This window comes from Streptomyces sp. NPDC048278 (assembly GCF_040652195.1).
Lineage (GTDB): Bacteria > Actinomycetota > Actinomycetes > Streptomycetales > Streptomycetaceae > Streptomyces.
The window spans coordinates 114,148-139,336 of the sequence record NZ_JBEZLP010000002.1; the positions used below are offsets into that span (position 1 = coordinate 114,148).

General features: G+C 73.1%; 21 protein-coding genes. 10 read left to right on the forward strand and 11 right to left on the reverse strand.

Annotated features, from left to right (window positions below):
- Nucleotides 1-55 precede the first annotated feature (55 nt).
- Complete coding sequence (locus AB0D74_RS04145) at nucleotides 56-2,080, forward strand: DUF4157 domain-containing protein (RefSeq protein ID WP_362580363.1); 2,025 nt, start codon at nucleotides 56-58, stop codon at nucleotides 2,078-2,080.
- Nucleotides 2,081-2,095: 15 nt separating this feature from the next.
- Here AB0D74_RS04145 and AB0D74_RS04150 read toward each other — a convergent pair whose 3' ends face one another.
- Nucleotides 2,096-3,757, reverse strand: a complete 1,662-nt coding sequence (locus AB0D74_RS04150) for a DUF4157 domain-containing protein (protein WP_362580365.1) — start codon at nucleotides 3,755-3,757, stop codon at nucleotides 2,096-2,098.
- A gap of 207 nt (nucleotides 3,758-3,964) precedes the next feature.
- Here AB0D74_RS04150 and AB0D74_RS04155 point away from each other — a divergent pair, with 207 nt between their 5' ends.
- Nucleotides 3,965-5,419, forward strand: a complete 1,455-nt coding sequence (locus AB0D74_RS04155) for a hydrolase (RefSeq protein ID WP_362580367.1) — start codon at nucleotides 3,965-3,967, stop codon at nucleotides 5,417-5,419.
- Nucleotides 5,416-6,858, forward strand: coding sequence for an RICIN domain-containing protein (locus AB0D74_RS04160; protein ID WP_362580369.1), 1,443 nt, complete (start codon nucleotides 5,416-5,418; stop codon nucleotides 6,856-6,858). The genes AB0D74_RS04155 and AB0D74_RS04160 overlap by 4 nt, the downstream gene beginning before the upstream one ends.
- A 144-nt stretch (nucleotides 6,859-7,002) precedes the next feature.
- Here the strand turns inward: AB0D74_RS04160 and AB0D74_RS04165 are convergent, their stop codons facing one another.
- The 3 genes from AB0D74_RS04165 to AB0D74_RS04175 form a co-directional block, all read right to left on the reverse strand.
- On the reverse strand, nucleotides 7,003-8,970 hold the full coding sequence (locus AB0D74_RS04165; protein WP_362580371.1) for an ATP-binding protein: 1,968 nt from the start codon (nucleotides 8,968-8,970) through the stop codon (nucleotides 7,003-7,005).
- Complete coding sequence (locus AB0D74_RS04170) at nucleotides 8,967-9,626, reverse strand: DUF4255 domain-containing protein (RefSeq protein ID WP_362580373.1); 660 nt, start codon at nucleotides 9,624-9,626, stop codon at nucleotides 8,967-8,969. The genes AB0D74_RS04165 and AB0D74_RS04170 overlap by 4 nt, the downstream gene beginning before the upstream one ends.
- Nucleotides 9,627-9,762: 136 nt before the next feature.
- Nucleotides 9,763-10,413 (reverse strand): response regulator transcription factor, encoded by a 651-nt coding sequence (locus tag AB0D74_RS04175; protein WP_362580375.1) that lies wholly within the window; start codon nucleotides 10,411-10,413, stop codon nucleotides 9,763-9,765.
- A gap of 457 nt (nucleotides 10,414-10,870) precedes the next feature.
- On the opposite strand from AB0D74_RS04175, the gene AB0D74_RS04180 reads away from it, so the two are divergent.
- Nucleotides 10,871-13,603 (forward strand): LuxR C-terminal-related transcriptional regulator, encoded by a 2,733-nt coding sequence (locus AB0D74_RS04180; RefSeq protein ID WP_362580376.1) that lies wholly within the window; start codon nucleotides 10,871-10,873, stop codon nucleotides 13,601-13,603.
- Nucleotides 13,604-13,620: 17 nt separating this feature from the next.
- On the opposite strand, the gene AB0D74_RS04185 is transcribed toward AB0D74_RS04180, so the two are convergent.
- On the reverse strand, nucleotides 13,621-14,856 hold the full coding sequence (locus AB0D74_RS04185; RefSeq protein ID WP_362580378.1) for an amidohydrolase: 1,236 nt from the start codon (nucleotides 14,854-14,856) through the stop codon (nucleotides 13,621-13,623).
- 144 nt (nucleotides 14,857-15,000) lie between these two features.
- Between AB0D74_RS04185 and AB0D74_RS04190 the strand changes: the two genes are divergently transcribed.
- Entirely contained in the window at nucleotides 15,001-15,222 is a 222-nt protein-coding gene (locus AB0D74_RS04190) for an antitoxin (RefSeq protein WP_362580380.1), read from the forward strand.
- Nucleotides 15,223-15,297: 75 nt separating this feature from the next.
- Here AB0D74_RS04190 and AB0D74_RS04195 read toward each other — a convergent pair whose 3' ends face one another.
- Nucleotides 15,298-16,233 (reverse strand): MIP/aquaporin family protein, encoded by a 936-nt coding sequence (locus AB0D74_RS04195; RefSeq protein WP_362580382.1) that lies wholly within the window; start codon nucleotides 16,231-16,233, stop codon nucleotides 15,298-15,300.
- Between the two features lie 133 nt (nucleotides 16,234-16,366).
- Nucleotides 16,367-17,032 carry an SDR family NAD(P)-dependent oxidoreductase gene (locus AB0D74_RS04200; protein ID WP_362580384.1) on the reverse strand — a complete coding sequence of 222 codons (666 nt, stop codon included), beginning with the start codon at nucleotides 17,030-17,032 and terminating at the stop codon, nucleotides 16,367-16,369.
- A gap of 109 nt (nucleotides 17,033-17,141) precedes the next feature.
- Between AB0D74_RS04200 and AB0D74_RS04205 the strand changes: the two genes are divergently transcribed.
- Together AB0D74_RS04205 and AB0D74_RS04210 are read left to right on the forward strand one after the other, a co-directional pair.
- Nucleotides 17,142-17,495, forward strand: a complete 354-nt coding sequence (locus AB0D74_RS04205) for a VOC family protein (protein WP_362580386.1) — start codon at nucleotides 17,142-17,144, stop codon at nucleotides 17,493-17,495.
- Between the two features lie 14 nt (nucleotides 17,496-17,509).
- A complete protein-coding gene (locus AB0D74_RS04210) occupies nucleotides 17,510-17,779 on the forward strand; it encodes a hypothetical protein (protein ID WP_362580388.1) in 270 nt (89 codons plus the stop codon).
- Between the two features lie 13 nt (nucleotides 17,780-17,792).
- Here the strand turns inward: AB0D74_RS04210 and AB0D74_RS04215 are convergent, their stop codons facing one another.
- The gene (locus AB0D74_RS04215; protein ID WP_362580390.1) at nucleotides 17,793-18,461 is read right to left on the reverse strand and encodes a hypothetical protein; all 669 of its coding nucleotides are present in this window, start codon (nucleotides 18,459-18,461) and stop codon (nucleotides 17,793-17,795) included.
- A 283-nt stretch (nucleotides 18,462-18,744) separates the two neighbouring features.
- Between AB0D74_RS04215 and AB0D74_RS04220 the strand changes: the two genes are divergently transcribed.
- Complete coding sequence (locus AB0D74_RS04220; RefSeq protein WP_362580392.1) at nucleotides 18,745-19,587, forward strand: formylglycine-generating enzyme family protein; 843 nt, start codon at nucleotides 18,745-18,747, stop codon at nucleotides 19,585-19,587.
- A gap of 40 nt (nucleotides 19,588-19,627) precedes the next feature.
- Here AB0D74_RS04220 and AB0D74_RS04225 read toward each other — a convergent pair whose 3' ends face one another.
- Together AB0D74_RS04225 and AB0D74_RS04230 are read right to left on the reverse strand one after the other, a co-directional pair.
- Entirely contained in the window at nucleotides 19,628-20,371 is a 744-nt protein-coding gene (locus AB0D74_RS04225) for a DUF4232 domain-containing protein (protein ID WP_362580394.1), read from the reverse strand.
- Nucleotides 20,372-20,509: 138 nt separating this feature from the next.
- Nucleotides 20,510-21,229: a DUF6445 family protein gene (locus AB0D74_RS04230; protein ID WP_362580396.1), complete on the reverse strand. Its 720-nt coding sequence runs from the start codon at nucleotides 21,227-21,229 to the stop codon at nucleotides 20,510-20,512.
- Nucleotides 21,230-21,479: 250 nt separating this feature from the next.
- On the opposite strand from AB0D74_RS04230, the gene AB0D74_RS04235 reads away from it, so the two are divergent.
- Entirely contained in the window at nucleotides 21,480-22,265 is a 786-nt protein-coding gene (locus tag AB0D74_RS04235) for a DUF4142 domain-containing protein (RefSeq protein WP_362580398.1), read from the forward strand.
- A gap of 6 nt (nucleotides 22,266-22,271) precedes the next feature.
- Here AB0D74_RS04235 and AB0D74_RS04240 read toward each other — a convergent pair whose 3' ends face one another.
- Nucleotides 22,272-23,918, reverse strand: a complete 1,647-nt coding sequence (locus AB0D74_RS04240) for an alpha-amylase family glycosyl hydrolase (RefSeq protein ID WP_362580400.1) — start codon at nucleotides 23,916-23,918, stop codon at nucleotides 22,272-22,274.
- 255 nt (nucleotides 23,919-24,173) lie between these two features.
- Between AB0D74_RS04240 and AB0D74_RS04245 the strand changes: the two genes are divergently transcribed.
- The gene (locus AB0D74_RS04245; protein ID WP_362580402.1) at nucleotides 24,174-25,130 is read left to right on the forward strand and encodes an LAETG motif-containing sortase-dependent surface protein; all 957 of its coding nucleotides are present in this window, start codon (nucleotides 24,174-24,176) and stop codon (nucleotides 25,128-25,130) included.
- The last annotated feature ends 59 nt before the right edge of the window (nucleotides 25,131-25,189 follow it).

A 25,189-nucleotide genomic window follows, 5' to 3' on the forward strand; every position in this document is an offset into this window, starting at 1 on the left:
CGGGGCTGCCCTGAGGGACCTTCCGTCCGCCGGAGCGCGGCGGTAGGAAGCACTCATGCGCGCAGACGAACACCGGCATTCGTCCTCCACCGCCGGGCCGGCGAAGGCCGGGCCGGTCCCCGCTCCGGCTCCCGCCGCCCAGCCTCCCCTGCTGGCCCTTCAGCGCACGGCCGGGAACGCGGCCGTCACCCGGGCGATCCAGCTCGCACGGCACGAGCACGGCCCGGACTGCGGCCACGAGACCGTCCAGCGGCGTGCGGAAGCGGAACCCTCGGTGCAGCGCCGTTCGTCGCTGTTCGACGCGCTCAGTTCACCCGGGGTGCCGCTGGCCCCCCGTCTCCAGCAGAAGGCCGAGCAGGCGTACGGGACGAGCTTCGCGCACGTCCGGGTGCACGACGGGCCGGTGGCCCAGCGGTCCGCCGAGGAGTTCGGCGCCCGCGCCTACACCGCCGGAGCGGACATCGTGGTGGGCGCGCAGGGCGCGGACGACGAGACGATGTTCCACGAGATCGACCATGTCCGCCAGCAGTCGCTGGGGCAGGTCGCCGGCACCGACAACGGCACCGGGACGAGGGTCTCGTCCCCGGGCGACCCGTTCGAACGCGCCGCCTCCGACAACGGCCGCCGGATGGCGCAGGGCATGGCTCCGGACCTGGCGGTCCCGGGGTCCACCGCCGGTTCCGGGGCGACGGCACAGCGGACCGCCGTCCAGCGGGTGCAGACCCCGCCCCGGCGCTCCAGCAGCGACTACGAGGCCGACCACGAGTCCCCCGGTTCGTCGAACTACGGACGCAACAGCTCGCCGTCCAGCCAGGGCTCCGGGCGGGGCCGTCCCTCGGCGGCGGACTACGCGGCGGAGGTCACGACGGCAACCGGCGGGTCGCAGCGGCCGAACCGGTACGAGTTCCACGACTCCTCGTCCGACAGCGAGCCCAGCCGCCGCCGGCCGGCGGCGGCGCCCGCGCCCGCGCGCTCGCCCTCGCCGCCCAGCTCCCAGCTGCCGGGCCGGGTCTACCACGTCGTGCACGAGCGGGTCACCCGGTTCCTGACGCGTGCCTTCGACACCGAGGAGGAGGTGGCGCAGATCCCCGACCTGGCCGACCGGGCGGCGAACATCGCCGCCCAGGTGGTGGAGCCGGTCGCCGCCACCTATCCGGACAGCAGCACCGAAGCGGACGCCTTCGTCGAGAGGTACACCGCGGCCTACCGCGGCGCCTTCCAGTACGAGGCCGAGGATCTGACCGACAACGAACTCGGAATCATCGCCGCGACGGCGCTGGAACAGGTCGAGGGGGCCGCGACCGCGGAGCGCAACGCGGAGAGCGGCGGGTTGATCCAACTGCCGCAGCACCCCAAGCTGCACCCGTTGTACATGCTGATCATGCGCGAGCAGCACCGCGCCCCCGACAAGGAGCTGACGCTGTCCGTCATGGTCGACAAGGGTGCGCCCTGGCTCGACATCCCGCAGTTCCTCGGCGAGTTCGACGTCGGCCATGTCTGGCTGGAGGTGACCACGTCGGACGGGCACCGGACGTCCTTCGGCTTCTGGCCGAAGTCGGGCATGAGTCTGACCGATCTGGCCGGGTCGACGGAGGGTCAGGTCAAGTGCCCGGACGGGCACGCGGGCGACCCCGGCCACGCCCACGAGACGAAGAAGGTCGGCCTGGGCGCCGTGATCGCGGCCTACCACGTGGCACGGCGGCACGCCGACGACAAGTACAGCTTCCTCAAGTACAACTGCACCAGCTTCGGCGCCGAGGTGTGGAAGGCCGCGACCGGAAGGGACCTCGATCGAGGCCTCATGGTGTCCAACCCGGGCAGTGCGGCCATGGGCATCACGCAGAAGCAGGGAGAGCGGCGGGACGCCCGCCGCGACCGGTTCCGGACCGCGTTGCAGGGCGGACCGGCGGGACCGCGCGGGATGACGCAGGTGGGACTGGGCTCCCAGCTCCAGGCGCCGAGCGCGCTGCGCGGCACCGTCCCCGGCGCCGGCGACATCGAGGAGGTCGCCGACCGGATGGCCGGCGCGCACATCTCCCAGAGCAGCGGGACCAGTTCCTCCGAGAACGAGGTGGAGTGACCCGGCGCTTCACACCTAGCGCAGGGTGATGGTGAGGGTGGCGCCCAGCAGCTGCGTCCGGCCGGGCGACGCCCACATCTCGTGCCAGCTGTGCGGCGACTTCTTCTCGTACATGCGGAAGTACCAGAGCGGATCGCCCCGGTCGAGGGTGGACGTGCCGCCCTGGGGCTGCTCGCGGGCGTAGTCCTCCATGGTGATGTAGTCGTGGCCCGCCACCGCGACCACACCGCCGAAGTGGTACGGGATGAACTCGCCCGGGGCCGCCTTCTTGCGCTGTTCGTCCTGTTCGTGGTCGCCGAACGCCATCGAGACCATGGCCTCTCCGACCCTCGGGATCGGGGCGTGCTGGTTGATCTCCAGCCGCGCGAGCACGGCCTCGACCTCGTCGGCCCGCTGGGCGACCAGGTCCTGGAAGCTCCGGCTCATGGTGGACGAGAGCGAGCGGTAGCCCTCCACGTCCTCCTCGTCCAGGTAACTCGTCATGGTCTTCTCGAACGCCTTACCGGGGACCAGCAGGTCGAGCGCCTGGCCCAGGGTGCGCCAGTACGCCTGGTCGGCGGTCGACGCCAGGGAACCCGCGCCGGTGACGAACTCGGCCATGCGGTTGCAGCGCTGCGGGGTCCGGACGTCCAGCCCCTTCTGCTTGTCGCCCTTCTTCTCGTGCCGGGCCTTGGGCTGCACCTCCCACAGGACCTCCTTGCGGCCCATGCCCTCGAACTGGAGGTACCGGCTGGTCTTGGACAGAGCGATCCCCCGCCCCTGGGACCTGCCGGGCAGCCGCTTGTTGGCCGCGTTGATCTGCCGTTCGGTCGCGAAGAACGTCTTGGGCTCCACACTGCCGTCCGTGTGCTGCACGGCGAGCGAGAAGTCGTCGGAGACGGCCAGCCGGACGGCCCCGGAGTAGACCAGATGGGGCTCGGGCGGGCTGTGCTTGTCGTACCAGCTTCCCGCCTCGTTCTCCTCCTGGTGCACGAAGAAGTTCTCGTCCTTCGGATTCGGGTGGGTGGTGGGGTAGCCCTCCCCGCCGGGTTCGATGATCTGGTAGCGCTGCACGGCCGGGGCCGCCGCGGCCCGCTGCACACCGTCCCCGTGACCGCCCGCGCCGTGCACGGTGAGGTCGGGGGCGACGCCCTGGGCCATCTTCCGGCCGCTTTCGGCGGCGTGCTTCTCGAAGGGGTCGCCGGGATCGGAGACCCGGACCCCCGCTCCGTTGTCGGTGCCCGCGACCGTGCCCGTCGCCTGGTGCCGGACGTGCGTGAGTTCGTGGTACATCGTCTCGTCGTCCGCGCCCTGGGGGCCGACGACGATGTCGGCGCCCGTGGTGTAGGCGCGGGCGCCGAACTTCACGGCGGAGCGCTGGGCGACCGGATCGGTGTGCACCCGCACGGCGCCGAGGTCCATGCCCAGCCAGGGTTCCGCCTTCGCGCGGATGCGCGGGTCCAGCGGGCTGCCGGCCGACCGCACCGCCTCGGTCACGGCGGACCGCTGCACGGCCTCTTCGTCCTGGTGCCCGCAGCCGGGCCCGTGCGCGTGCCGGTCACGCTGGATCGCACGCGTCACGGCGGCGTTCCCCGCCGCCCGCTGAAGCGCGAGCAGTGCGGGCAGCGCCCCGGAGGGCCGGGACGGGGCGGTCGCGCCCCGGTCGGCGGACGGGCGGTGCGATGCGTGCAGGTGCATGGGCGTTCCTCTCGCCCCGTGCACGACGGCTCGTCTCATGCCACGAGCCGGACAGGAGGCCGACCGGCGGAGCAGACAGTCCTTCAGTTGTACGAAGCCCGGCTCGGCTCCCGAAAGAGCCGTGGGGGCAGCAGCCCCGCGCCTTCGGGCAATCGGGCCTGCCCGCATTCCTTCGACGGGGACCGGCCGCCTCCGTAGCGTGGCTGTGTGAGCCTGTGGACCTCCCTCGAACCCGCCTCCGCGACCGTGGACCCGGGGGCTTCGACCCGTGTACGCCTGCGGCTGCGCAACACCGGTGACGTCGTCGACGAGTACCGCTTCGAACCGGTGGGCCCCGTGGCGCCCTGGACGACCGTCGAGCCTCAGACGCTCCGGCTCTACCCGGGGACCACGGGCACGGTGGAGCTGACGTTCGCCCCGCCCCGCACCCCGGACGCGACGGCGGGGCCGAACCCGTACGCCATCCGGATCACGCCCACCGAGCACCCCGAGGCCGTCACCGTCCCCGAGGGCAACCTCACCATCACGCCCTTCACCGAGCTGCGCGCGGAGCTGGTCCCGCCGACGGTCAAGGGCCGGTTCCGGGGCCGTCCGAAGCTGGCGATCGACAACCTCGGCAACACGAAGCTGACCGCCTCGGTCAGCGGCAGCGACAACGGCGACCAGCTCGTCTACGACCTGCACCCCAGCAACGTCCAGATCGAACCCGGCCGCGCCGCCTTCGTGAACGCCACGCTGAAGCCCCGGCGGATCATCTGGTTCGGGCCCAAGGAGCAGCGGCCCTACCGGCTCAACGTGCAGCGGTCGGGGGTGCAGCCGGAGCCTGTCGACGGCACGTACATCCAGCGCGGCTTCCTGCCCCGCTGGCTGGCCACCCTGTTCGGCACCCTGCTGGCCCTCGCCGTCACGTTCGCCCTGATCTGGTTCAACTACAAACCGCACGTCCAGAGCCTCGCCCAGGAACAGCCGGTGGAGGCCGCGGTGGCCAGCATCGCGCCCAGCCCCTCGGTGACCCCGACCCCGCCGCCGGCGCCGACCGAGACACCCTCGTCCGCGCCCCCGGCGGACACCGGGAACGGCAACGGCAACGGTGGTGGCGGAGGAGGAGGAGGAGGCGGGGGCGGCGGCGCGACGGCCACCGTGACCGCCAAGCCCAAGCAGGACACCGCGGCGACCGCCGTCAACCGCCTCGCCGCCGACGACCCGGCCGGACGCCACATCTGCTACCGCTCCTACGTCCAGGGCACCGGCTGGCAGAAGCCCGTCTGCGACGGCACGATGTCCGGCACCGTCGGCAAGAACCTGCCGATCAAGGCCATCAACCTCGCGGTGTACGGCGTCCAGGGCTCCGCCGCCAACTGGTTCCACTACGACCCGAACTCGACCAACGGCCAGGGCACGTGGAGCCCGAACTGGACGGCGATCATCGCCGACGGCAAGGACAACTACATCGGCAGCACGAAGCCGGCCGACCCCTACATCGAGGGCTTCGCCTTCAACGTCGGCAGCGGCCAGGGCTGCAACTACGCGAAGGTCCGCGACCACGACTGGGGCGACCAGTGGTGCAAGGGCGCCCGCACCCCCAACAACGACCTCGACTTCGTCGGCACCCTCGACAACACGCTCTGGCTCGAAGCCTTCAAGCTGACGGTGATCCCGTGACCCTGTGGACCTCCCTCGAACCCGCCTCCGCGACCGTGGACCCGGGCGCCTCGACCCGGGTACGGCTGCGGCTGCGCAACACCGGTGACGTCGTCGACGAGTACCGCTTCGAACCGGTGGGCCCCGTAGCGCCCTGGACGACCGTCGAGCCTCAGACGCTCCGCCTCTACCCGGGGACCACGGGCACGGTCGAGCTCACCTTCGCCCCGCCCCGCACCCCGGACGCGACGGCGGGACCCAACCCGTACGCCATCCGGATCACGCCCACCGAGCACCCCGAGGCCGTCACCGTCCCCGAGGGCAACCTCACCATCACGCCCTTCACCGAGGTCCGGGCCGAACTCGTGCCGCCGACGGTCAAGGGCCGCTTCCGGGGCCGCCCGCAGCTGGCCATCGACAACCTCGGCAACACGAAGCTGACCGCCTCGGTCAGCGGCAGCGACAACGGCGACCAGCTCGTCTACGACCTGCACCCCAGCAACGTCCAGATCGAACCCGGCCGCGCCGCCTTCGTCAAGGCGACCCTGAAGCCCCGGCGCATCATCTGGTTCGGGCCCAAGGAGCAGCGGCCGTACGCCCTCACCGTCCAGCGGTCGGGTGTCAATCCACAGCCCGTGGACGGCACCTACGTCCAGCGCGGCTTCCTGCCCCGCTGGCTGGCCACCCTCTTCGGCACCCTGCTGGCCCTAGCCCTCACCTTCGCCCTGATCTGGTTCAACTACAAACCGAAGGTCGGCACCCTCGCCCAGGAGAAGGTCCAGGAGGCCGGGGTGAGCAGCATCGCCCCCAGCCCCACGGCCAGCGCACCCCTGGTGGCGGCGCCGGCGCCCTCGCCGACCCCGGTGGAGCAGCAGCCGTCGAACGACGGCAACGACTCGTCCGACACCCAGGCGGGCGGCGGCGGCCAGGCCCAGCCGACCCCGCAGGCGACGAAGAAGAAGACCCCGAAGCCGGTCGTCCCGGCGACGAACATCCTGCTCCGCAACACGACCACCAAGAAGTGCGCGGACATCCCCGGCTACGGCAACGGCACCAGCAACGGCCCGGTCCGCGAGTACACCTGCGACGAGACCACCAACGACAACCAGTTGTGGAACCTGGAGGTGCGGTACCCGAAGGGCGGCCCCGGCTCGGCCGCCCTCTTCCAGATCCGCAACGCCAAGGACCAGCTGTGCATGGACCTGCCCGACTACGGCTCGGCCAAGCTGTCCTCACCGATCACCGAGTACAAGTGCGACGGCACCAAGGCCGACAACCAGCTGTGGTGGATCGACAAGCAGCCCAGCGGCGCCTACTGGATCCGCAACTTCGCCAGCAACAACCTCTGCCTCGACGTAGCGGGCTACAGCACCGGCGCCAACGACACCAATCTCACCCTGTACTACTGCTCCAACACCGACGACCAGGAATGGCTGATCGTCCACCCGTCGGGCGACTGATCACCCCGTCGGCGGTAGCGCCCCGTCAGGGGCGCGGGGCTGTATCGACATGCGGCTCCGCCGCGTGGGCGCGACCAGCCACGACGGCGCGGCAGACAGACAACGCCGCACCCCCCTTCCGGCACTCCCGCGGAGCGGCAACGCTCACCCCCAGGTGCCCGGCACCAGCCGCCCCGCCTTCCGGTACTCGCGCCGCGCCCCTTCCAGCAGGTCCGCCGCGCTCACGGCCCCGTCCCGGCCCGCCGCAAGGTACGCCGCGGTCACCACCGCACTCCGGATGGACCCACCGGCGAGCTCGAACTCCGCGGCCAGCGGGCGCAGTTCAATTCCCTCGGCGCTCGGCACGTGCACCAGGCCGTGCCGCCACAGCGCCAGCCGCTGCTCCTCGTCCGGGAACGGGAAGTCGATCACCAGGTCCAGGCGCCGGGTGAAGGCCTCGTCGATGTTGGCGCGCAGGTTGGTGGTGAGCAGCGCGATGCCGTCGAAGGCCTCCAGCCGCTGCAGGAGATAGGCCGACTCCAGGTTGGCGTACCGGTCGTGGGCGTCCTTGACCTCGGAGCGCTTGCCGAAGACCGCGTCGGCCTCGTCGAAGAGCAGCACGGCGTCGGTGCGGTCGGCCTCGGTGAAGATCCGTTCGAGGTTCTTCTCGGTCTCGCCGACGTACTTGTCGACGACGGACGACAACTGGACCACGTACAGGTCCAGTCCCAGCTCGGCGGCGACGACCTCCGCCGACAGGGTCTTGCCCGTACCGGACTCGCCGGCGAAGAGGCCGAGCACCCCCCGGCCCCGTCCGCCGCCCGCGCTCAGCCGCCAGTCGCCGAGCACCCGGTCGCGGTGGCGGGCGCGCAGCGCCAGTTCCCGCAGTTCGGTGAGGGGCCGGTCGGGCAGCACCAGGTCCCGCCAGTCGACCGCGGGCCGGATCCGGCGGGCGTGCTGTTCGAGGCCGGACGCGGACTGCTGGCGGGCGCCCAGCCGCACGTGGGCGGCGGTCAGCGGGGTGCCGTCGAAGGCGGCGAGGTCCTGCGCGGCCCGGGCCGCCCGGGTGAGGCGCTCGCCGCCGAGGTGGTACGGGGCGACGGTGGCGGCGAGGTCGAAGCCGGGGTCGGCGGGCAGCACGGCCGCCCAGGCGTCCAGGGCGGCGGCGCGCCGGGAGGGCACCTCCAGGACGAGCGGGTCGCGGTGGTCGCACCACTGGGGGTCGTAGGGGCGGGAGGTCGTGACCAGCACGGTGACGTCCGCGGCGGCGCCTGCGCTGAGCGCGCCCAGGAAAGGGGCCGGCCGGTCGCTGTCGACCAGGATCGCCCGCCCGCTCAGGCGGGCCTCCCGCAGCAGTTCCGGGATCCGCTCCTCGGGCCCGGTGTACTGCAGCACCGCCTGCCCGGCGAGTCGCAGCGCGGCCGTCGCGCAGCCGAGGCCCTCACCCTCCTGCCGCTCCCGCAGGAAGGCGAAGAGCGGCCCGGCGGCGATCCGCGCGGCCACCCGGCGGACGAACTCCGGGTCGGCGGGCTCGCTGCCGTACGACGGCTCCCGCAGGTGTCCGGTCAGCGCCGCGTCCGGGGTGTCGTCGCCGAGGAGGTGCGCCAGGACCCGGTCGGGAACGTGCAACGAGCGGCCGAGGAACGGCCGTTCGGGTTCCTCGACGGTGAGCAGGCCGAGCGCGGCGAGCGGGGCGGTGGGGTGGAAGCGGGCACGGGCCGCCGCGAGGTGCGCGGGGGCGCCGAACAGGTCGAGGGCGAGGCCGACGGTGGCGCGGCGGCGGCCGACGTCGTCGTTGAGGTAGCCGTACAGCTGCTCGAAGCTGCGGTCGAGGTCGGGGGCGAGGGCGATGAGGAGGAGGGCGGTGTCGAGGGGGGTGAGGCGCAGGCGGGCCGCGAGGGCGGCGAGCGGGTCGGTGAAACCGTCGGCCAGGCCGGGGAGTTCGGCCGGTTCCGGCTCGGGGCCCAGCAGGTGCCGTACCGCTTCCTCGGAGAGGTAGAGGCCGCGCAGCGGGTCCCCGGCCGTCGGGTCGTCGGCCGAGCGGTGGGCGACGAGGGCGGCGGCCCGGTCGCGCAGCGCGGACAGCCGGGTCAGGAGCGCGGCGGCCGGCTCCAGGGAGACGTCCAGGGTCACGCCCGGCCCCTCCGGACGGCCACGGCCTCGGCGACCTGGCCGGGCCGGTGAGCCCGCTCCTCCAGGACCGGCGCGGTCTCGTCGACCCCGGCGCGCACCCGCACGGCGGCACCCTCGGTGACCGGCGGTCCGGCGTCGTACTCGGGGTAGGCCGGGAACGGCGCGGTGATCACGACGTCCAGGGACGGCTTGAGCTCGCCGCCGAGCGCCGACCAGATCTCGGCGAGGGAGCGGGCCTCGGTCTGGATGCCGGCGCACGACAGCGGGATCGTCAGACCCAGCGCGGCCAGCGAGCCCGGCAGTTCGGAGGGGTGGATCAGCTCCCGCGGGATCAGCGTCGCGAGTACCGCGCTGATCAGCCGGTGCTCGTCCTCGGGCCGCTTCGTCCACGCCGTCACCAGGTACGACAGCCGGAACCACCGGGGCGGCTGGCGGCGCTTGACCACGACGTCCCGCTCGTCCCGGATGTCGACGTGCCCGCGCTGGCGCCGCTTCACGTCCTCCCGGATGTCGTACAGGTAGGTGTTGATCACAGGCCCGTTGCGGCGGGCCGACCAGTCGCGGGTCGGCGCGTCGAAGGAGACCTCGATGCCGGAACCCTCCAGCGCTCCGCCGGTCAGCAGGTTCCGCAGCACCTGGTCCACCTCGTGGATCACGCCGTACTCACCACCCCATGGACCCGCGCGGTCCCCTCGGCATACACGCCCCATCCTGCCCTTCGCCCCGGCCGCGCCCGCAGGAACCGCCGGGCAGACCGGCGTGCACCTGAGCCGGTGTCAGCTGCCCGATCGGTCAGATGTAGCCTTCCCGGAGGGCATGGGCGACGGCGTGGGCCCGGTTGCGCAGATGCAGTCGGGTGGTCAGCCCGTGCATCACGTTCTTGACGGTGCGCTCGGAGTAGGACAGCTTGCTGGCGATCTCACCGGTGTCGAGGCCCTCGGCGACCAGCCGCAGGACGTCCACCTCCCGGGCGGACAGCCCGGCTGCCGGGGCACCCGGACGGCCGGCGGCGCTGCGGTGCAGCGTGCCGACCTGGTTGATGAGCCGGCCGAGCAGGTCGGCGGGCAGGTCCCCGTCCCCCCGGGCGGCGGCCAACACGGCCTGCACGAGCCGGAGTTCGGTGGCCTCGTGGCGCCATACGATGGCTCCGACCCCGCACTCGATGACATCGAGCAGTTCGGTCTCGCGCAGCGCCCCGACCACGAGTACGGCGCGCGCGCCCTCGCTGCGCACCACCCGGCGCAGCCGGGTCAGTTCGGGTTCGTCGAGGCTGTCGCTGATGAGCAGCGCCACCGTGCCGGGTCCGGTCTCGGACTCCTCACGTATCTCGACCTCCGGGTGGCGCCGCAGCTGGCTGAGCGCGCCCTCGCGGGAGATCGGGTCCGGCGCGTACACCGCCACGGGCGTGCGGCCGACCGACGCGAATGAGCTGTTGCTGACCAACCGCTTCCCCTATGTCCACGTGCCCGTCGTCTTCGAGGGAACAGTGACGGGCGGTAGTACTCCAGCCTGCTGTGTCCAAAGGGGCAACGACAATCGTGGAAGACCACGAGAGGGACCACGAGATGTTCGGGGTGCCTGGGGTTGTGGACGGCTGCCGGCCGGTGGGGGTTGTCCGCGCAGTTCCCCGCGCCCCTTTGAGGTGGGACCAGTTGACCCACCATCTTGGGGGCGCGGGGCTGCATTGCATATGCGGCTACCGCCGCGCGGGCGCGAACAACCACAACGCACCCGCACCCGCACCCGAGAACGGACCGGCGCCCCACCCAGATCCACAGCCCCGTACCAAATGTGCAGCCCCTGCAACAAACCCCCCGGCCACCCCCCGTCCCCCACAACCTCTCCCGCTCACGCCCCCTCTAACCCCCCGAACCCACCAGCGCACCGCGAGGAGCCAGGCATGACCCAGCCGTCCCCTGAACTCGCCGCCGCCATGCACCTGCTGGCCGAGGAAGCCGAGCGCACGCTCGCCGGCAGCGGCCGGCTCGTGCTTCTCCGGGGCGCCACCGGAACCGGACGCACCACCGTCCTGGAAGCCGCCGCCGAACAGGCGAGCTCCCTCGGCCTGAAGGTGCTCCGCGCCCGCTGCTCGCCCGGCGACACCCCCATCTCCTTCGCGACCGTCCTCCAACTCCTCGGCCCGGTGCCGGAGTTCGCCGACCTCGCGGTGGACGGCGACGAGCGGTCCACCGCCGCCGGGCTCTGGCGGGTGCTGCGCGCCTACGCCGACGCCGCACCCCTCCTCGTCGTCGTGGACGACGTCCACCTCGCCGACGCCCCCTCCCACCGCTGGCTCGTGGAGTCCGCCCGGCACATAGACCGCTTACCGATCCTCCTCGTCGTCAGCGAGCGCAGCCAGTACGACCTCGACCCGCCCACCACCGGCTTCACCCACACCCTCCCGCCGGCGCTGGTCCGCACCCACACCCTCGCACCGCTCGCCCCGACGGCCGCCGCCGCCCGGGTGCGCGCCGCGTTCCCCGACGCGTCCCGCTCCTGGGTCGACGCCTGCGTGCGGGCGGCGGCCGGCAGCCCGCTGCTGCTGGGCGCCCTCCTCGACGACCTCGGCGAGAGCCGGCACCCCGAGGTGCCCGAGACGACGGCCGCCCTCTACCCGGGCGCCTACCCGGCCGCCGTCCAGTGGTGGCTGGACAGCGCCGGTCCCGCCACCACCGAGGTGGCCCGCGCCCTCGCCGTCCTGGAGGAGGACCCCGGTACCTCCCTGCCGGAGAACGAGGTCACCCCGCTCCTCGCCGAACTGGCCGACGCCGACCCGGTACGGGTGGCCGGCTGGCTCACCGCCATGACCAACCTCGGCCTGCTCACCCTGGGCGCCGACGGCCGCCCGCACTTCCCGCACCCCCTGCTGCGCGACGCGGTCCTCGCCGGCGTGCCCGCCGCCCGCCGCCGCACCGCCCGCCGGGCGATCGCCGAGGCGATGCTGCGCCAGGACGCGCCCGCCGAGGCCGTGGCCCGCCAACTGCTCGCGACCGGACCGGTGAACACCCCCTGGGCACCGGCCCTGCTCCGGGACGCCGCCGCCGTCGCCCTCTACGAGGACCGCGCCGAGGACGCCGTCGCCTATCTGCGCCGCGCCCTGGAGGAACCCCTCCCCGACGACCACCGGCAGCGGCTGCTGACCGAGCTGGGCTCACTGGAGTACGCGGCGCCCCGCTCCTCCGCCGCGATACCCCGGCTGGCCGAGGCGGTCCGGCTTCCCGCGGCCCCGCAGGACCGGGTGCGCGCGGCCGTAGCCCTCGGCACCGCACTGACCGGCCGGGGCCGCACCCGCAAGGCCGTCGAGCTGCTCCGCTCCGTGAACGGCGAACTGGACGGCCATCCCGACCTGGTGCGCACCCTGTACACCGCCTCCGTGCTCCTGTCCGACCAGGACCAGGAGGTACGGCAGGAGGTCTACGGGCGGCTCTCCGAGACCGCAGACCGCTCCCCGGAGCTGGTCGGCACGGCCGGCCAGGCCCTGCTGGTGCGGCACGCGGCCTCCGCGGGCCTCACCTCGGCCCGGGACGCGATGCGGCAGCTGCGCACCCTGCTCGCCGAACCCGCCGACCCGCTCACCGAGCCGTTCCTGGTCGGCACCGCGGCCACCGTCGCCCAATGGGCCGACGAACTCGACGAGGCCGAACGGCTGGTGGACCGCGGCCTGGCCGGGCAGCGCCCCGACCTGCTGCACCCCATGCACCAGGCGATGCTCAACAGCCGGACCGACATCGCGGCGGCCCGCGCCGACTACACCCGCCCGGCCGCCGTCCCGGACGCGGTCACGCCGTCCAACGCCCACGCGCAGGAGCTGATCGCGCTCGTGGAGACCGGACGCGGTGCACAGGCCGCCGGCCTGGTCGCCGGGATCGACCTCAGGGAGGCGCCGGACTCCTGGGAGCTGAACCGGTTCCTGTACGCGCGGGGCGTGGTGCGGGCCGCCGCCGGTGACCCGGCCGCCGCGCTGCACGACTTCCTGGAGTGCGGGCGCCGCCAGACGGCCCGGGACGTGATCAGCCCGGTGGTCACGCCCTGGCGCACCGCCGCCGCCGAGTGCCGGCTGGCCCTGGACCGCCCGCTGGAGGCCATCGCCCTGGCCGAGGAGGAGCTGCGGCTGGCCCAGGTCTGGGACACCCCGCGCACGGTCGGCCGGGCGCTGCGGGTCCTCGGTACGGCGACCGGGGGCCGCCGGGGCCTGGAGCTCACCGAGGAGGCGGTACGGCTGCTGCGGGACGGCGGCCCGGCCGGTACCGAGCCGGCGCTCGCCCTGATCGCGCTGGGCCGCCAGCTGACCGCCGCCGGTGACGGGGCCCGCGCCCGCGACTGCCTGCGGGAGGCCGCCGAGCACGCCGAACGGCAGGGCGCGGTACGGCTGTCGGAGCTGACCGAGCAGATCCTGCGCAAGGGCGGTGCCCGCTCCCCCAGGCGCCGTACCGGCGCCGCCTCGCTCACCGGCAGCGAGCGGCGGATCGCCGAACTCGCCGCCGAGGGCCGCACGAACGGGGAGATCGCGGCCCTCCTCCATCTGGCCCGCCGCACCGTGGAGACCCATCTCACGCACACCTACCGCAAGTTGGGCATCCGCCGCCGCGCGGACCTGCGTCCGGCCCTGGACCAGGCGGCCCCCCGCCCGTAGGGACCGGGTCCGGGACGTCAGGGGGCGAGCCAGTGGGCCGCCGCCGCGAGGAGTGCCCGGACGCCCGTCTCGATGGTCGGGTCGGGGACGGGCGCGAAGTGCGGGGAGTGGTTGGAGGGGATCTGCGGCGGGATGCCGTCGCGGACCAGGGCCTCCAGGTCGACGCCCTCGTAGAGCTTGTGGTCGGCGCCGCCGACGAACCAGAAGACCGAGGGCACCCCGAGGGCCGTGCCGAAGGCCCCGAAGTCCTCGCTGTTGGGGACCGGTGAGGTCAGCTCGAAGGTGAGGCCCGGGAACTCGCCGGCCAGCGCGGCCTGGACGGACGCGGTCGCGGCGGGGTCGTTGTGGGTGACCGGGAAGGAGTCGATGGGGACGATCTCCGGCTCCCGGGACACGTCGGAGGCGGCGGCCTCGGCCCGTATGATCCGCTCGACCGCGGCGAGCACCCGCTCCCGGACGGCCGCCGTGGCGGTCCGTACGTTGATCTTCAGCTCGACGCTGTCCGGGATGATGTTCTCCTTGGTCCCGCCGTGGATCGAGCCGACCGTGACGACGGCCTGCTGGCCCGCGGCCACCTCCCGGGAGACGACCGTCTGAAGCCGCATCACCACCGCGGCGGCCAGCACCACCGGGTCGACGGTGGCCTCCGGCGTGGACCCGTGCCCGCCCCGCCCGAACAGCGTGACCCGCATGCTGTCCGCCGCCGCCATCAGCGCCCCCGCCCGGGTCCCGACCAGCCCGGCGGGCGCCGCCGCCACATGCTGGGCCAGGCACACGTCCGGCCGCGGGAACCGCTCGGCGAACCCGTCCGCGAGCATCTTCGGCGCCCCGCCGACCTCCTCGGCCGGCTGGAAGACGGCGACCACCGTGCCGCGCCAGCCGTCCCGCCCGGCGGCCAGCTGCCCGGTGGCCCCCAGCAGACAGGCGACGTGCAGGTCGTGCCCGCACGCGTGCATCACCCCGTCGGTCTTCGAGGCGTACGGCAGCCCGGTCTCCTCCTGCACGGGCAGCGCGTCCATGTCGGCGCGCACCAGCACGACCGGCCCGTCCCCGTTGGCCAGCACGCCGACCACCCCGGTGCCGCCGACGCCCTCGGTGACCTCCCAGCCCTGCTCCCGCAGCCGCCCCGCGACCAGGGCCGCGGTCCGCTCCTCCGCGAAGGACAGCTCCGGATGCGCGTGCAGGTCCTCGTAGAGCGCCCGCAGTTCGGGGAGCCTGTCGTTCAGGCCGGTCAGGAGGGGGCTGGTGCTCATACGTCGTCTCCCGGGGTGTGTGTCGCGTGCCTGCCGAGTCAAGGATGCAGGATCGACCTGGGGGCCGGACTTCGCGCTCACGCCCCGCCGGATGCCCCGGGCGCCGTCTTGCGGCCGTCCGCTCCCGCCGGGGAAGATTCCGGCATGTTCGATGGAATCGACGGAATCGACGGACTCAAGAACCTGGCGGACAAGGCGAAGGACGTCGCCGAGGAACACGGTGACGCGATCGGGACCGGCCTGGAGAAGGCGGGCGACCTGGTCGACGAGCGGACCGACGGCAAGTACACCGAGCAGATCGACACCGGGGTCGCCCAGGCGCAGCGGCTGGTGCAACGCCTGGGCGAGCAGGGCTCGGAGAAGTAGTCCTCGAAGCAGTCCTCGAAGCAGTCATCGAAGCAGCGCGCGCAGTAGTGGGCGAGGCTGTGCGCGAGGCGGCGGCTACTCGTCCGTGGTCGGGCGGGTCCGGCCCGGCTCCGGCAACTCGCCCAGCTTCAGCCGGGCGTGCAGGACGTCACCGATGAACAGGTCGTAGACCAGCACCCCGATCACGCCGCCGACCAGCGGACCGACGATCGGGATCCACCAGTACCCGCTGAACGTCACCCCGTTCCCCGGGAAGGCGTAACTCTTCCACCCGGCCAGCCAGGTGAGCACCCGCGGACCGAAGTCGCGGGCCGGGTTGATGGCGTAGCCGGCGTTCGCGCCGTAGGACATGCCGATGGCGGCGACGGCCAGGCCGATGACGAACGGGCCGAGGTTGGACCCGACGGCCGTGTTGCGCAGGTCGACGACCGCGACGACGAACATGACGAGGAAGGCCGTACCGACGATCTGGTCGATCAGCGGCCCCCAGATCCCGCCGTGGAAGTACGGCGCCGGGAAGGTGGCGAAGATGGAGAAGGTGGCCTCGGTGTGCCCGCCCACCTTCGGCGGCTTCGACGCGGCGTCGAACGCGTTGATCGCGTCGTGGTACACGAGGAAGACCAGCGCGGCTCCGGCGAAGGCGCCCAGCACCTGCGCCGCCCAGTAGGGCACCACCTTCGCCCACGGGAACTTGCGGCGCACGGCGAACGCGAGGGTCACCGCCGGGTTCAGATGGGCCCCGCTGACCCCGCCGGCCACGTAGATGGCGAAGGTCACGGCCAGGCCCCAGCCCCAGGCGATCAGGAGCCAGTCACCCGCGGCGAGGAAGATCGTCGTGGGGCTCTCCGCCCGGCCCGACCCGGGCAGCGCGGCCACCGCCATCGCCACCACGCCGGCGCCGAACGCGAGGATGACGAAGGTCCCGAGAAACTCCGCCAGGCACTCACCGAGCAGGCCGCCGCGGCTTCTGAGCCGGGAGGGCTTGAGGAGCGGGGGTATTTCCACAGCCATCGCTGACTCCCTGAGAGGATCAATCGGGCCGAACACCATATTCACCCACAAATGATGTTCGCGCAGATCGGCCCCCACCGCCCGACGGGACCCGACGGGACCCCACGGGACCCGCCGCTCCTCGGCCCCGGAGCTATCCGTCGAGGTCGTCGGCGTAGTGCCGGAACCCGTGCCGGTCGTGGTGCATCCCCCACAGGGTGTCGGCGAGCACGGCGGGATCCTTGCGGGCGTGCCCGGCCACGATGGCCCCCGGAATCACCAGTTGGGCCACGTAGACGCCCTCCCCGGCGAGCCGGTCGTGCAGCAGGTGCCCGTACGCGCTCTCGGCGGCGAAGGCGATGGAGGTCCCGGCCCGGTCGGCGTGCGGGATGACGGCCGTACCGCCGTTGACGAGCAGGATCGTCCCGCGGCCCAGCTCCCGCATCCCCGGCAGCACCTGCTGGACGGCGGCGACGGGCCCGTACACCGAGAACTCGACGGGTCCGACCAGGTCGGCGTGGGTGGTCTCCAGGACGGGCCGCATGAAGTCCCGCTGCGGTACCGGGCTGTACTGCAGGACCTCGATCGTCCCGAGTTCCCCGGCGGCCCGCGCCAGCGCCTCCGCGAGGGCGAGCGGATCCCGGACGTCGACGGCGAACCCGCGGGCCCGGACGCCCTCCCGGGCCAGTTCCCCGGCCAGCGCCGCGAGGCGGTCCCCGTCCCGCGCCAGCAGGGCGACCCCGAACCCCTCCCGCCCGAACCGCCGGGCGACGGCGGCCCCCAGCCCGGGCCCGGCCCCCACGATGGCAACACTGCTCACGACGACTCCCGACGACCGACACGGCACGGCACGCTTGCACCTACGTCCGTACCGCGCGTCCCCCGACTTCACACGTGCGGGCCGGCTCCGGCCTTGGCAGGATGGCGGCATGGAACGTGTGCTTGGCATCGGCGGTTACTTCCTGCGGTCCGCCGACCCGGCGGCCCTGACCGCGTGGTACCGCGACTGCCTGGGCCTGGACCTCGACGAGCACGGCCTGTGGCAGCAGCCGGCCGGGCCGACGGTGTTCGCGGCCTTCGAGTCCGGGACCGACTACTTCGGCTCCCCCGGCCAGCAGACCATGCTCAACTTCCGGGTGGGCGACCTGGACGCGATGCTCGCGCAGCTGCGCGCCAAGGGCGCGGACGTCGCCGGGGAGACCCAGGACATGGACGGCGTGGGCCGCTTCGGCTGGGTCACCGACCCCGAGGGCAACCGCATCGAACTGTGGCAGCCGGCCTGACGCACACTGTGGGCATGCGAAGAGCGGTCGGGTTGCTGGTGCTGGTCTCCGTGCTCGGTCTCGTCTCCGCCGTCGTGCAGGCGCGCAGGGGCCGGTGGCTGAAGGCCGCGGAGACGGTCCTTCCCGTACTCGGCGCGGACCTGCTGCTCGGCGGCGCGAAGGTGAGGGTCACGGCGTTCCTCTGGCTGGGCGGCCTGCTGATCCTGGCCGGCTTCGCCGAGGAGGGCCTGTCCTTCTGGCGGACCCGGGCCGCGGAGCAGCGGCAGCAGCAGGCCGCCGACTGACCCCCACCGGACGTCAGTCCTCCGGGGGCCCGCCCTCGATCAGCCGTTCCGCGATGTCGTCGGCCCAGGTCTGGGCCCAGTGGCGGAGGGCGGTGATCTCCTCGGCGTCGGCGCCGTGTTCCGCGAACTCCCGGTCGTCGATCCAGTCCGTGCCGGTCAGGCGGGACTGGAGATCGGCGAGGTCGAAGGTGTCCCGGGCGTGCCGGCGGCCCAGGTCCTCCAGGTCGGGCAGGGTCCAGCGGTCCGCGGCGGCACGCACGACCAGGAGGTCGCGGGGCAGGCCGCGGTCGGCCAGCGCCCAGACCCGCATCCCGACCACGTCCTCCAGGGCGAGGGTCAGGCCGAGTTCCGTCCGGACCGGCGGGTGCCACAGGGCCTCCTTGAGGAGGTCGACCTCACCCTCCTCCTCCGCGACCGCGTCGGCGACGACGAGCTGTGCGGAGAGCGGGTCCGTCTCACGGACGTCGACCCGCCAGCCGCGCTCGCGGAGGCCGCCCGCGACCGTCTCGGCGATCGTCCCCATGGGCTCCGGGCTCTGCGTGGCCGCGTCCACGGTCCGCCCGGGCCGCCCGAACAGGCCATGTGCCTGCGCCGCGTAGTCCCCGGTCAGCGCCAGGGGGTACCCGGCACCCACCACCAGCAGATCGGGCAGCAGACGGCGGTGCAGGTGGGTGACGTTCACGCGGCGGCCGGTGCCCCGCGGCGGAGTTCGGAGACCGAGTCTGGTTCCATGGCTCGATTATGGCCGGTCGGCCCCGGCCGTCGCGGCTGTCCGCGCCGGGCGGGACGTGCCCGGGTTCCTCGCACCCGGCGGCCCCGCGGCCCGGTGTCACAGGTGGCTGCGGCACACTCCGTCCATGGAGTCCAGCCAGTCGCCGGCCGCGTGTTGCGCGCCCGCCGCACCCGCGGGTCCGCCGGGGCGGCGCCTTCCCGGTCCCGGTGACACCGCGCCGGGGAGCGCCGGGATGGTCGCGCTGCCCGGCGGTGAGTTCCTGATGGGCGCCGAGGACGCCGACGGGTTCCCGGCGGACGGGGAGGGGCCGGTGCGGGCCGTGCGGGTGGCGCCGTTCCTCGTCGACGCGTGTGCCGTGAGCAACGACGAGTACGCCGCGTTCGTCGCCGACACCGGCTACGTCACCGACGCCGAACGGCTGGGCTGGTCGTACGTCTTCGCCGGGTTCCTGCCCGCCGCGCTGCGCCGGGGTGCGCCCCGGCCGCCGGAGACGCCCTGGTGGTGTGCGGTCGCGGGGGCCGCCTGGCACGAACCGGCCGGACCGGGCAGCGGTCTCGAGGGGCTCGGCCGGCATCCCGTCGTACACGTCTCCTGGTACGACGCCGCCGCCTACGCCTCCTGGGCCGGCAAGCGGCTGCCCACCGAGGCGGAGTGGGAGTACGCGGCCCGGGGCGGCCTGGAGCAGGCCCGCTACCCGTGGGGCGACGAGCTGGACCCGGACGGGGAGTACCGGTGCAACATCTGGCGCGGGACCTTCCCGACCCGGAACACCGCGGCCGACGGGTACCGCGGGACCGCGCCCGTCGACGCGTTCGCGCCCAACGGGTACGGCCTGCACAACACCTCCGGCAACGTGTGGGAGTGGTGCGCCGACCGGTGGACGACCGGGCACGGCGGTCCGGGCGGCAGTACGGACGGCGGGCCGGAGCACGGTGCCGCGCGGGTCATCAGGGGCGGCTCCCATCTCTGCCACGCCTCCTACTGCAACCGCTACCGGGTCGCCGCCCGCACCGCCAACACCCCCGACAGCTCCACCGGCCACACCGGCTTCCGCTGCGTACGCGACGCGGGCTGAACCGGCCCCGGGGTGGACCGAGGGGCCCGTGGACCCGCGGTCACCTGCCGACCGGGCCGACGTACGTGCCCGGGTGGGTCGCGCCGTCCTGGAGCACGATGGGTCCGCCCTGCCAGGGCAGGTCGTACGACGTGCGCTGGTTCGGCGCGGTGATGACCACCGTGCTCGGGCTGAACGCGTCGGAGTCGTCCGACTCCAGGTAGGTGATCGTGAAGTGGGCGGCGGTGCCGTTGGCGAGAGTGACCCGCTGCGGGGTGGCGCCGCTGCGCTGGAGCGACCACTGCTTACCGCTGTTGACCAGGTCGACGCCCGGGAAGCCGTACAGCGTGCAGGTGTGGCCACTCTTGTTGGTGAGCGCCACGACGACGGCCTGCTGGTCGCCCTTGACCGCGCCCGCGGCGGCGTCGCCGCTCGCCCACGAGTAGTCGAGCTGGGCGGCCTGGCAGGCGGGCACCGAGCCGCCGGAGGCGGACGAGCCACCCGAGGTGGACGAACCGCCGGAGCCGGACGAACCGCCCGACGTGGACGAGCCCGAGGTGCTCCCGCTGGTCCCGCTGCTCCCCGTGCCGGAGGACCCGCTGCCGGAGCCGCCCGTCGAACCGCCCGTCGAGCCGTCGGCCGTCGTGGAGTCGCCCGCGGCCGGGGCCGCCGAGCCGCCGTCGGCGCTGACGGAGCCGCTCGCGGTGCCGTTGCACGCGGTCAGCAGGGCCAGCAGCGCGGCGGCGCCGGTCACGGCGAGGGCGGACTTGCGGACGTTCGTGCGACGGTTGCGAAGCTTCGACATGGGATCCCCCAGCGGCGGTGTCCTTCCCGGCTCTCTGCCGGACACCCCTTTCGATGCGGGCCCGGCAGGGGAAGTTCGGATATCGCCGTCACGAACCCGTCGTGTTCGTGTCACGCCCGCTGTTACAGACGCGCCCGGTCACGCCATCCAGAAGAAGACCGCCGTCATCCGCTTCTCCTCCAGCGTCCTGCCGGTGTAACCGGTCGCGCTGTGCACGAGGTTGGCGTTGTAGAGGAGCAGCCGGTTGTACTTGTGCGGGACGCGGACGTCCTCCTCGAAGTGGTCGCCGGGGACGAACCGCGTGCCGAGCGCCTCGACGAGGTTGTTGTGCGGGGCCTGGACGATGTTGCCGCCGAGCCGGCCGCCGGGCAGCGACTGGCGGTAGAACGCGGTGCCGCAGTCCTTGGCCACCCCGGGGTTGAGGTACAGCACCGCCGCGTACCGGCACAGCGCCCGCGAGTCGGTGTGCGGGCGCGGCTCGCTCTCGCCCTCGCCGACCACCTGGACGCAGTTGTGGTTGAGGGTGCCGCCGCCCGGCGCCTGCTGCACCCAGAGCCTCCCGGCGCCGGTGGCCTCGCGCACCAGCTCCTCCACGACGGCGAGTTCGGCGGGCTCCAGGCCGGGCATGGTGCGCAGTCCGGGCCAGGTCTCCGAGGTGTACGGGTACCCCTGCACCCAGTCGTCCTTGGCCAGGCACCGCTCCCGTACGGCGTCCACGTCCGGCAGGACGTCGTCGAAGACCCAGTAGTCGCGGCCCTTGGTGGGCTTGCGGTAGGGCAGGGCGGGGCGTGCGGCGGGGCCCCGGCCTGCCGATCCGTTGGGCAGGCGGGGGATGCGGGGGGATGAGTGTGGGGGCATGCGGCGAAGCCTGCCCCCGACTTTGTCATGACCACTCTCACCTGGGGAAAGCATCACCTTCTCGTGGTCAGGAGATGGGGTGACGGCACCCCGGCAGGGCCCGTCCTCACAAGTTCTTTGCCAAACCAAAAGGCTTCCGGTGGCATCCCCGTCCGTATTCATCGGCGTCCGACCCCCGCCCCTGCGCGGGAACCCCGACCGGCAGGAGGCAACGGTGCGTTTTTCGCGGAACGCGACGGGAACGCTTTTCGTGGGCGGAGCGCTGAGCTTCACCCTCGTGGCACTCGCCTATCCGAGCATGCTGGGCCTGAACACCGTGTCCAGCGACACCAACCGGATCATCGCCAACACCCAGTGGGGCCCGCTGACCGAGGGCGACCGGGACTTCGTGGTGAAGGTGCGCGCGGCCGGGCTGTGGGAGTACCCCGTGGGCCAGCTCGGCCTGAAGAAGGGTCAGTCCCAGGCGGTCCTCACCGCGAGCAAGCACCTGATCGACGGACACGCGGCGCTGGACGCCAGCTGCCGCAAGATCGCGCCGATGCTCAACATCACCATCCCCAACCTGCCCTCTCCGCAGCAGCAGGGGTTCGTCAACACCCTGACCGCGGACACCGGCAAGAAGTTCGACCAGGACTTCGCCAACATCCTGCGCGTGACGCACGGTTCGATCTTCAACACGATCGCGAAGATCCGCTCGACCACCCGGAACACCCTGATACAGATCCTGGCCGACCAGGCCAACGCCACGGTCCTCGACCACATCACGGTGATGGAGCAGACCGGCCTGGTCGACTTCCCCTCGGTGCTCTTCCAGGAGACGACCCCGCCGAAGCTGCCGGCCACCGACCTGACCCCGCCGCCCCCGGCCGCGGGTCAGCCGGAGGTCGTCCTCACCCCGCCGGTCAACAGCACGACCAGCCCGCCGGCCCTCCCGGGCGAGAGCGGCTTCAACGGCAGCGGTGCCAATGTCGGCACCGGCAACGCCGACGGCAACGCGGTGAACGTGACCCCGGGGGCCACGCCCACCGCCGGCTGAGTCACCTCAGGCGCCCAGCCACACCGTGGTGTCGGGCGGGAGCGTGCCGTCATGCGGCAACGGCACGCTCGCCAGCAGCACTTCGCCCGGCGGCAGCGGTACCGGTACGTCCGAGAGGTTCGTGACGCACCGCCAGCCCTCCGTCCGGGCGAAGTGCAGCACGTCCGGGGGCGCCTCGGCCCAGGTCAGCGTCTCGCCGTCGAGCAGCTTGCGGCGCAGCCGCAGCGCGGTGCGGTAGAGCTCCAGGGTGGAGCCCGCCGTACCGGCCTGCGCCTCCACGGCGTAGGACCCGAACCACTCCGGCTGCGGCAGCCAGGCGCCGCCGGACCCGAAGCCGTACGACGGGCCGTCCGCCGTCCACGGCAGCGGCACCCGGCAGCCGTCGCGGCCCTTGCGGGCGTGGCCCGTCTGCTCCCAGATCGGGTCCTGGAGGACGGTGACCGGCAGGTCGGCGACCTCCGGCAGGCCGAGTTCCTCGCCCTGGTAGACGTACGACGAGCCGGGCAGCGCGAGCATGAGGAGAGTGGCGGCGCGGGCGCGCCTGAGGCCATGGGCGACATCGACGTGCGGCGCACGGCCGCCGGACAGCAGCCAGGCGTTCTCGTCCGTGCCCGGCGGCAGCGCCAGCCGGGAGGCGTGCCGTACGACGTCGTGGTTGGAGAGCACCCAGGTGGCCGAGGCGCCGGCCGCGCGGGCGGTGGCCAGCGAGCCGGTGATGACCTCGCGGAGCGCCTCGGCGTCCCACGGGGTCTGCAGGTACTCGAAGTTGAAGGCCTGGCCCAGTTCGTCCGGGCGGGCGTACAGCGCCCGGCGCGCGTCCGGCACCCAGGCCTCGGCGACGGCCGTGCGGGGCGGGCTGTAGGTGTCGAAGATCTTGCGCCAGTCGCGGTAGATCTCGTGCACCTCGTCGCGGTCCCAGTACGGGTGGGTGCCCGGCGGGACCCGCTCCAGCGCCTCCTCGCCGGTCGGGCCGAACTCGGCGACGTCCCGCAGCGGTTCGGCGAGGTCCTTGACCAGCGCGTGGGCCACGTCGACGCGGAAGCCGTCCACGCCCCGGTCGGACCAGAAGCGCAGGGTGGTGCGGAAGTCGGCGCGGACCTCGTCGTGCGCCCAGTTCAGGTCGGGCTGCTCGGGGGCGAACAGGTGCAGGTACCACTCGCCGTCCGGGACCCGGCGCCAGGCGCTGCCGCCGAACACCGACTGCCAGTCGGAGGGCGGGAGTTCGCCGTGCGCCCCGCGGCCGGGCCGGAAGACGTAGCGCTCCCGGGCCGCGGAGCCCGGGCCGGACAGCAGGGCCTCGCGGAACCAGGGGTGCAGGTGCGAGGTGTGGTTCGGGACGAGGTCGACGATCACCTTCAGGCCCAGCCGGTGCGCCTCGGCGACCATGGCGTCGAAGTCGTCCAGGGTGCCGAGGCGCGGGTCGACGTCCCGGTGGTCGGCGACGTCGTAGCCGCCGTCGGCGAGTTCGGACGGGTAGAACGGGCTGAGCCACAGGGCGTCCACGCCGAGCGCGCCCAGATGGGTGAGCCGCTCGGTGATGCCTTCGAGGTCACCGAGCCCGTCGCCGTCCGCGTCGGCGAAGCTGCGCGGATACACCTGGTAGATCACGGCCTGGCGCCACCAGTCGGGATTCCTGGAGGAGAGGTCGACCACGCGCGTTCCTTTCCGACGAGGGAGCAAGCAAGCAGACAGAAGCCTGTCCATATTGCCGAGAAAGGGAACCTTCACACCGCACGGAGGGGATCATTCCCCCTGTGAGGGAGTTGTGCTGAACCCCCAACGACCCTTGCTTCACCGCAGGTTGACAGGGTTCGGCGCGCCCGACGACCATGGGCGCACGCTGTGGCGCATGTGACCAATGGGCCCAGTGTTTCTTCGCATTCCGCGAGCATTCACGATGGGATATCCATGTCCATAGCCAGACATGTCACCGCGCGCCGCCTGCTGGGGACGGGCGTCGCGTCGTTCGCCCTGTGTGCCGTCTCCGTCGCCGGCGCTTCCGGCGCCTGGGCGCACGGCACCTCCGGCGGTGACGGCTGGAAGTCCGGCGGCCACTACAGTCCCGGCACCGGCGCCGGCACGGAGACCGGCACCGACAAGTGCCAGTTCTCCATCGACGGCTCGAACTTCTTCGACTCGGTGAAGGTCGACGACCAGAACCTGAAGGTCACCGACGACGGCAAGGTCCACCTCAAGGTGCGCGCCGCCGCCGACGCCTCCTCCTGCACCGCCTCGCTCGCCTCCTACATCGCCCACGGCCCCTCCTTCGCCACCTCGGGGCAGCAGATCTTCGTCGACTTCGACTCGGTGACGGTCAAGCAGGGCCAGACCGACTCCCTCGACATCGCGGTCCCGGACGCCGGCTGCTTCGCGCAGATCGACCTCTACCGCGGCGCGACGAAGTTCGACGGCAAGACCGACGCGAACGACGGCTTCCAGCACGGCGACCTGCCGGCCGGCCCGGACCACGCGGTCATCAAGGACAAGCTGATCGCGTCCTGGAACGGCGGCACCAAGGACTGCTCGACGACCCAGTCGTCCTCGCCGTCCCCGTCCGCCCCCGCGTCCTCGACGCCCACCGCCTCCGCCCCGGAGTCCACCCCGCCGGCCGCGCAGAGCGCCGAGCCGACGCCCTCGGAGACCTCGGCCACCGGCACCGCCTCCCCGTCCGCCTCCCCGCCCGGGACGACGACCACCCCGGCACCGGCCCCGAGCACCAACTCCGGCGGTGGCGGTGGCGGCGACCTGGCCCACACCGGCGCCAGCTCAAGCACCGGTTACATCGTCGGCGGCGCGGCCGTGCTGCTGGCCGGCGGCGGGGCGATCGTCGTCGCGACCCGGCGCCGCAAGACGACCCGCGCCTGACCCTTCGGGTACTGATCCCTTCGGGCAGGTCCGTACGCCCCGGCCGTCGGTGACGGCCG

Bases quoted from the DNA above. Each gene is read 5' to 3' on its own strand.
- AB0D74_RS04150 (WP_362580365.1), bottom strand. From the start codon at position 3,757: ATGCACCTGCACGCATCGCACCGCCCGTCCGCCGACCGGGGCGCGACC.
- AB0D74_RS04210 (WP_362580388.1), top strand. From the start codon at position 17,510: ATGCGAAGAGCGGTCGGGTTGCTGGTGCTGGTCTCCGTGCTCGGTCTC.
- AB0D74_RS04245 (WP_362580402.1), top strand. From the start codon at position 24,174: ATGTCCATAGCCAGACATGTCACCGCGCGCCGCCTGCTGGGGACGGGC.
- AB0D74_RS04190 (WP_362580380.1), top strand. From the start codon at position 15,001: ATGTTCGATGGAATCGACGGAATCGACGGACTCAAGAACCTGGCGGAC.
- AB0D74_RS04195 (WP_362580382.1), bottom strand. From the start codon at position 16,233: ATGGCTGTGGAAATACCCCCGCTCCTCAAGCCCTCCCGGCTCAGAAGC.
- AB0D74_RS04230 (WP_362580396.1), bottom strand. From the start codon at position 21,229: ATGCCCCCACACTCATCCCCCCGCATCCCCCGCCTGCCCAACGGATCG.
- AB0D74_RS04225 (WP_362580394.1), bottom strand. From the start codon at position 20,371: ATGTCGAAGCTTCGCAACCGTCGCACGAACGTCCGCAAGTCCGCCCTC.
- AB0D74_RS04185 (WP_362580378.1), bottom strand. From the start codon at position 14,856: ATGAGCACCAGCCCCCTCCTGACCGGCCTGAACGACAGGCTCCCCGAA.
- AB0D74_RS04180 (WP_362580376.1), top strand. From the start codon at position 10,871: ATGACCCAGCCGTCCCCTGAACTCGCCGCCGCCATGCACCTGCTGGCC.
- AB0D74_RS04205 (WP_362580386.1), top strand. From the start codon at position 17,142: ATGGAACGTGTGCTTGGCATCGGCGGTTACTTCCTGCGGTCCGCCGAC.
- AB0D74_RS04145 (WP_362580363.1), top strand. From the start codon at position 56: ATGCGCGCAGACGAACACCGGCATTCGTCCTCCACCGCCGGGCCGGCG.
- AB0D74_RS04220 (WP_362580392.1), top strand. From the start codon at position 18,745: ATGGTCGCGCTGCCCGGCGGTGAGTTCCTGATGGGCGCCGAGGACGCC.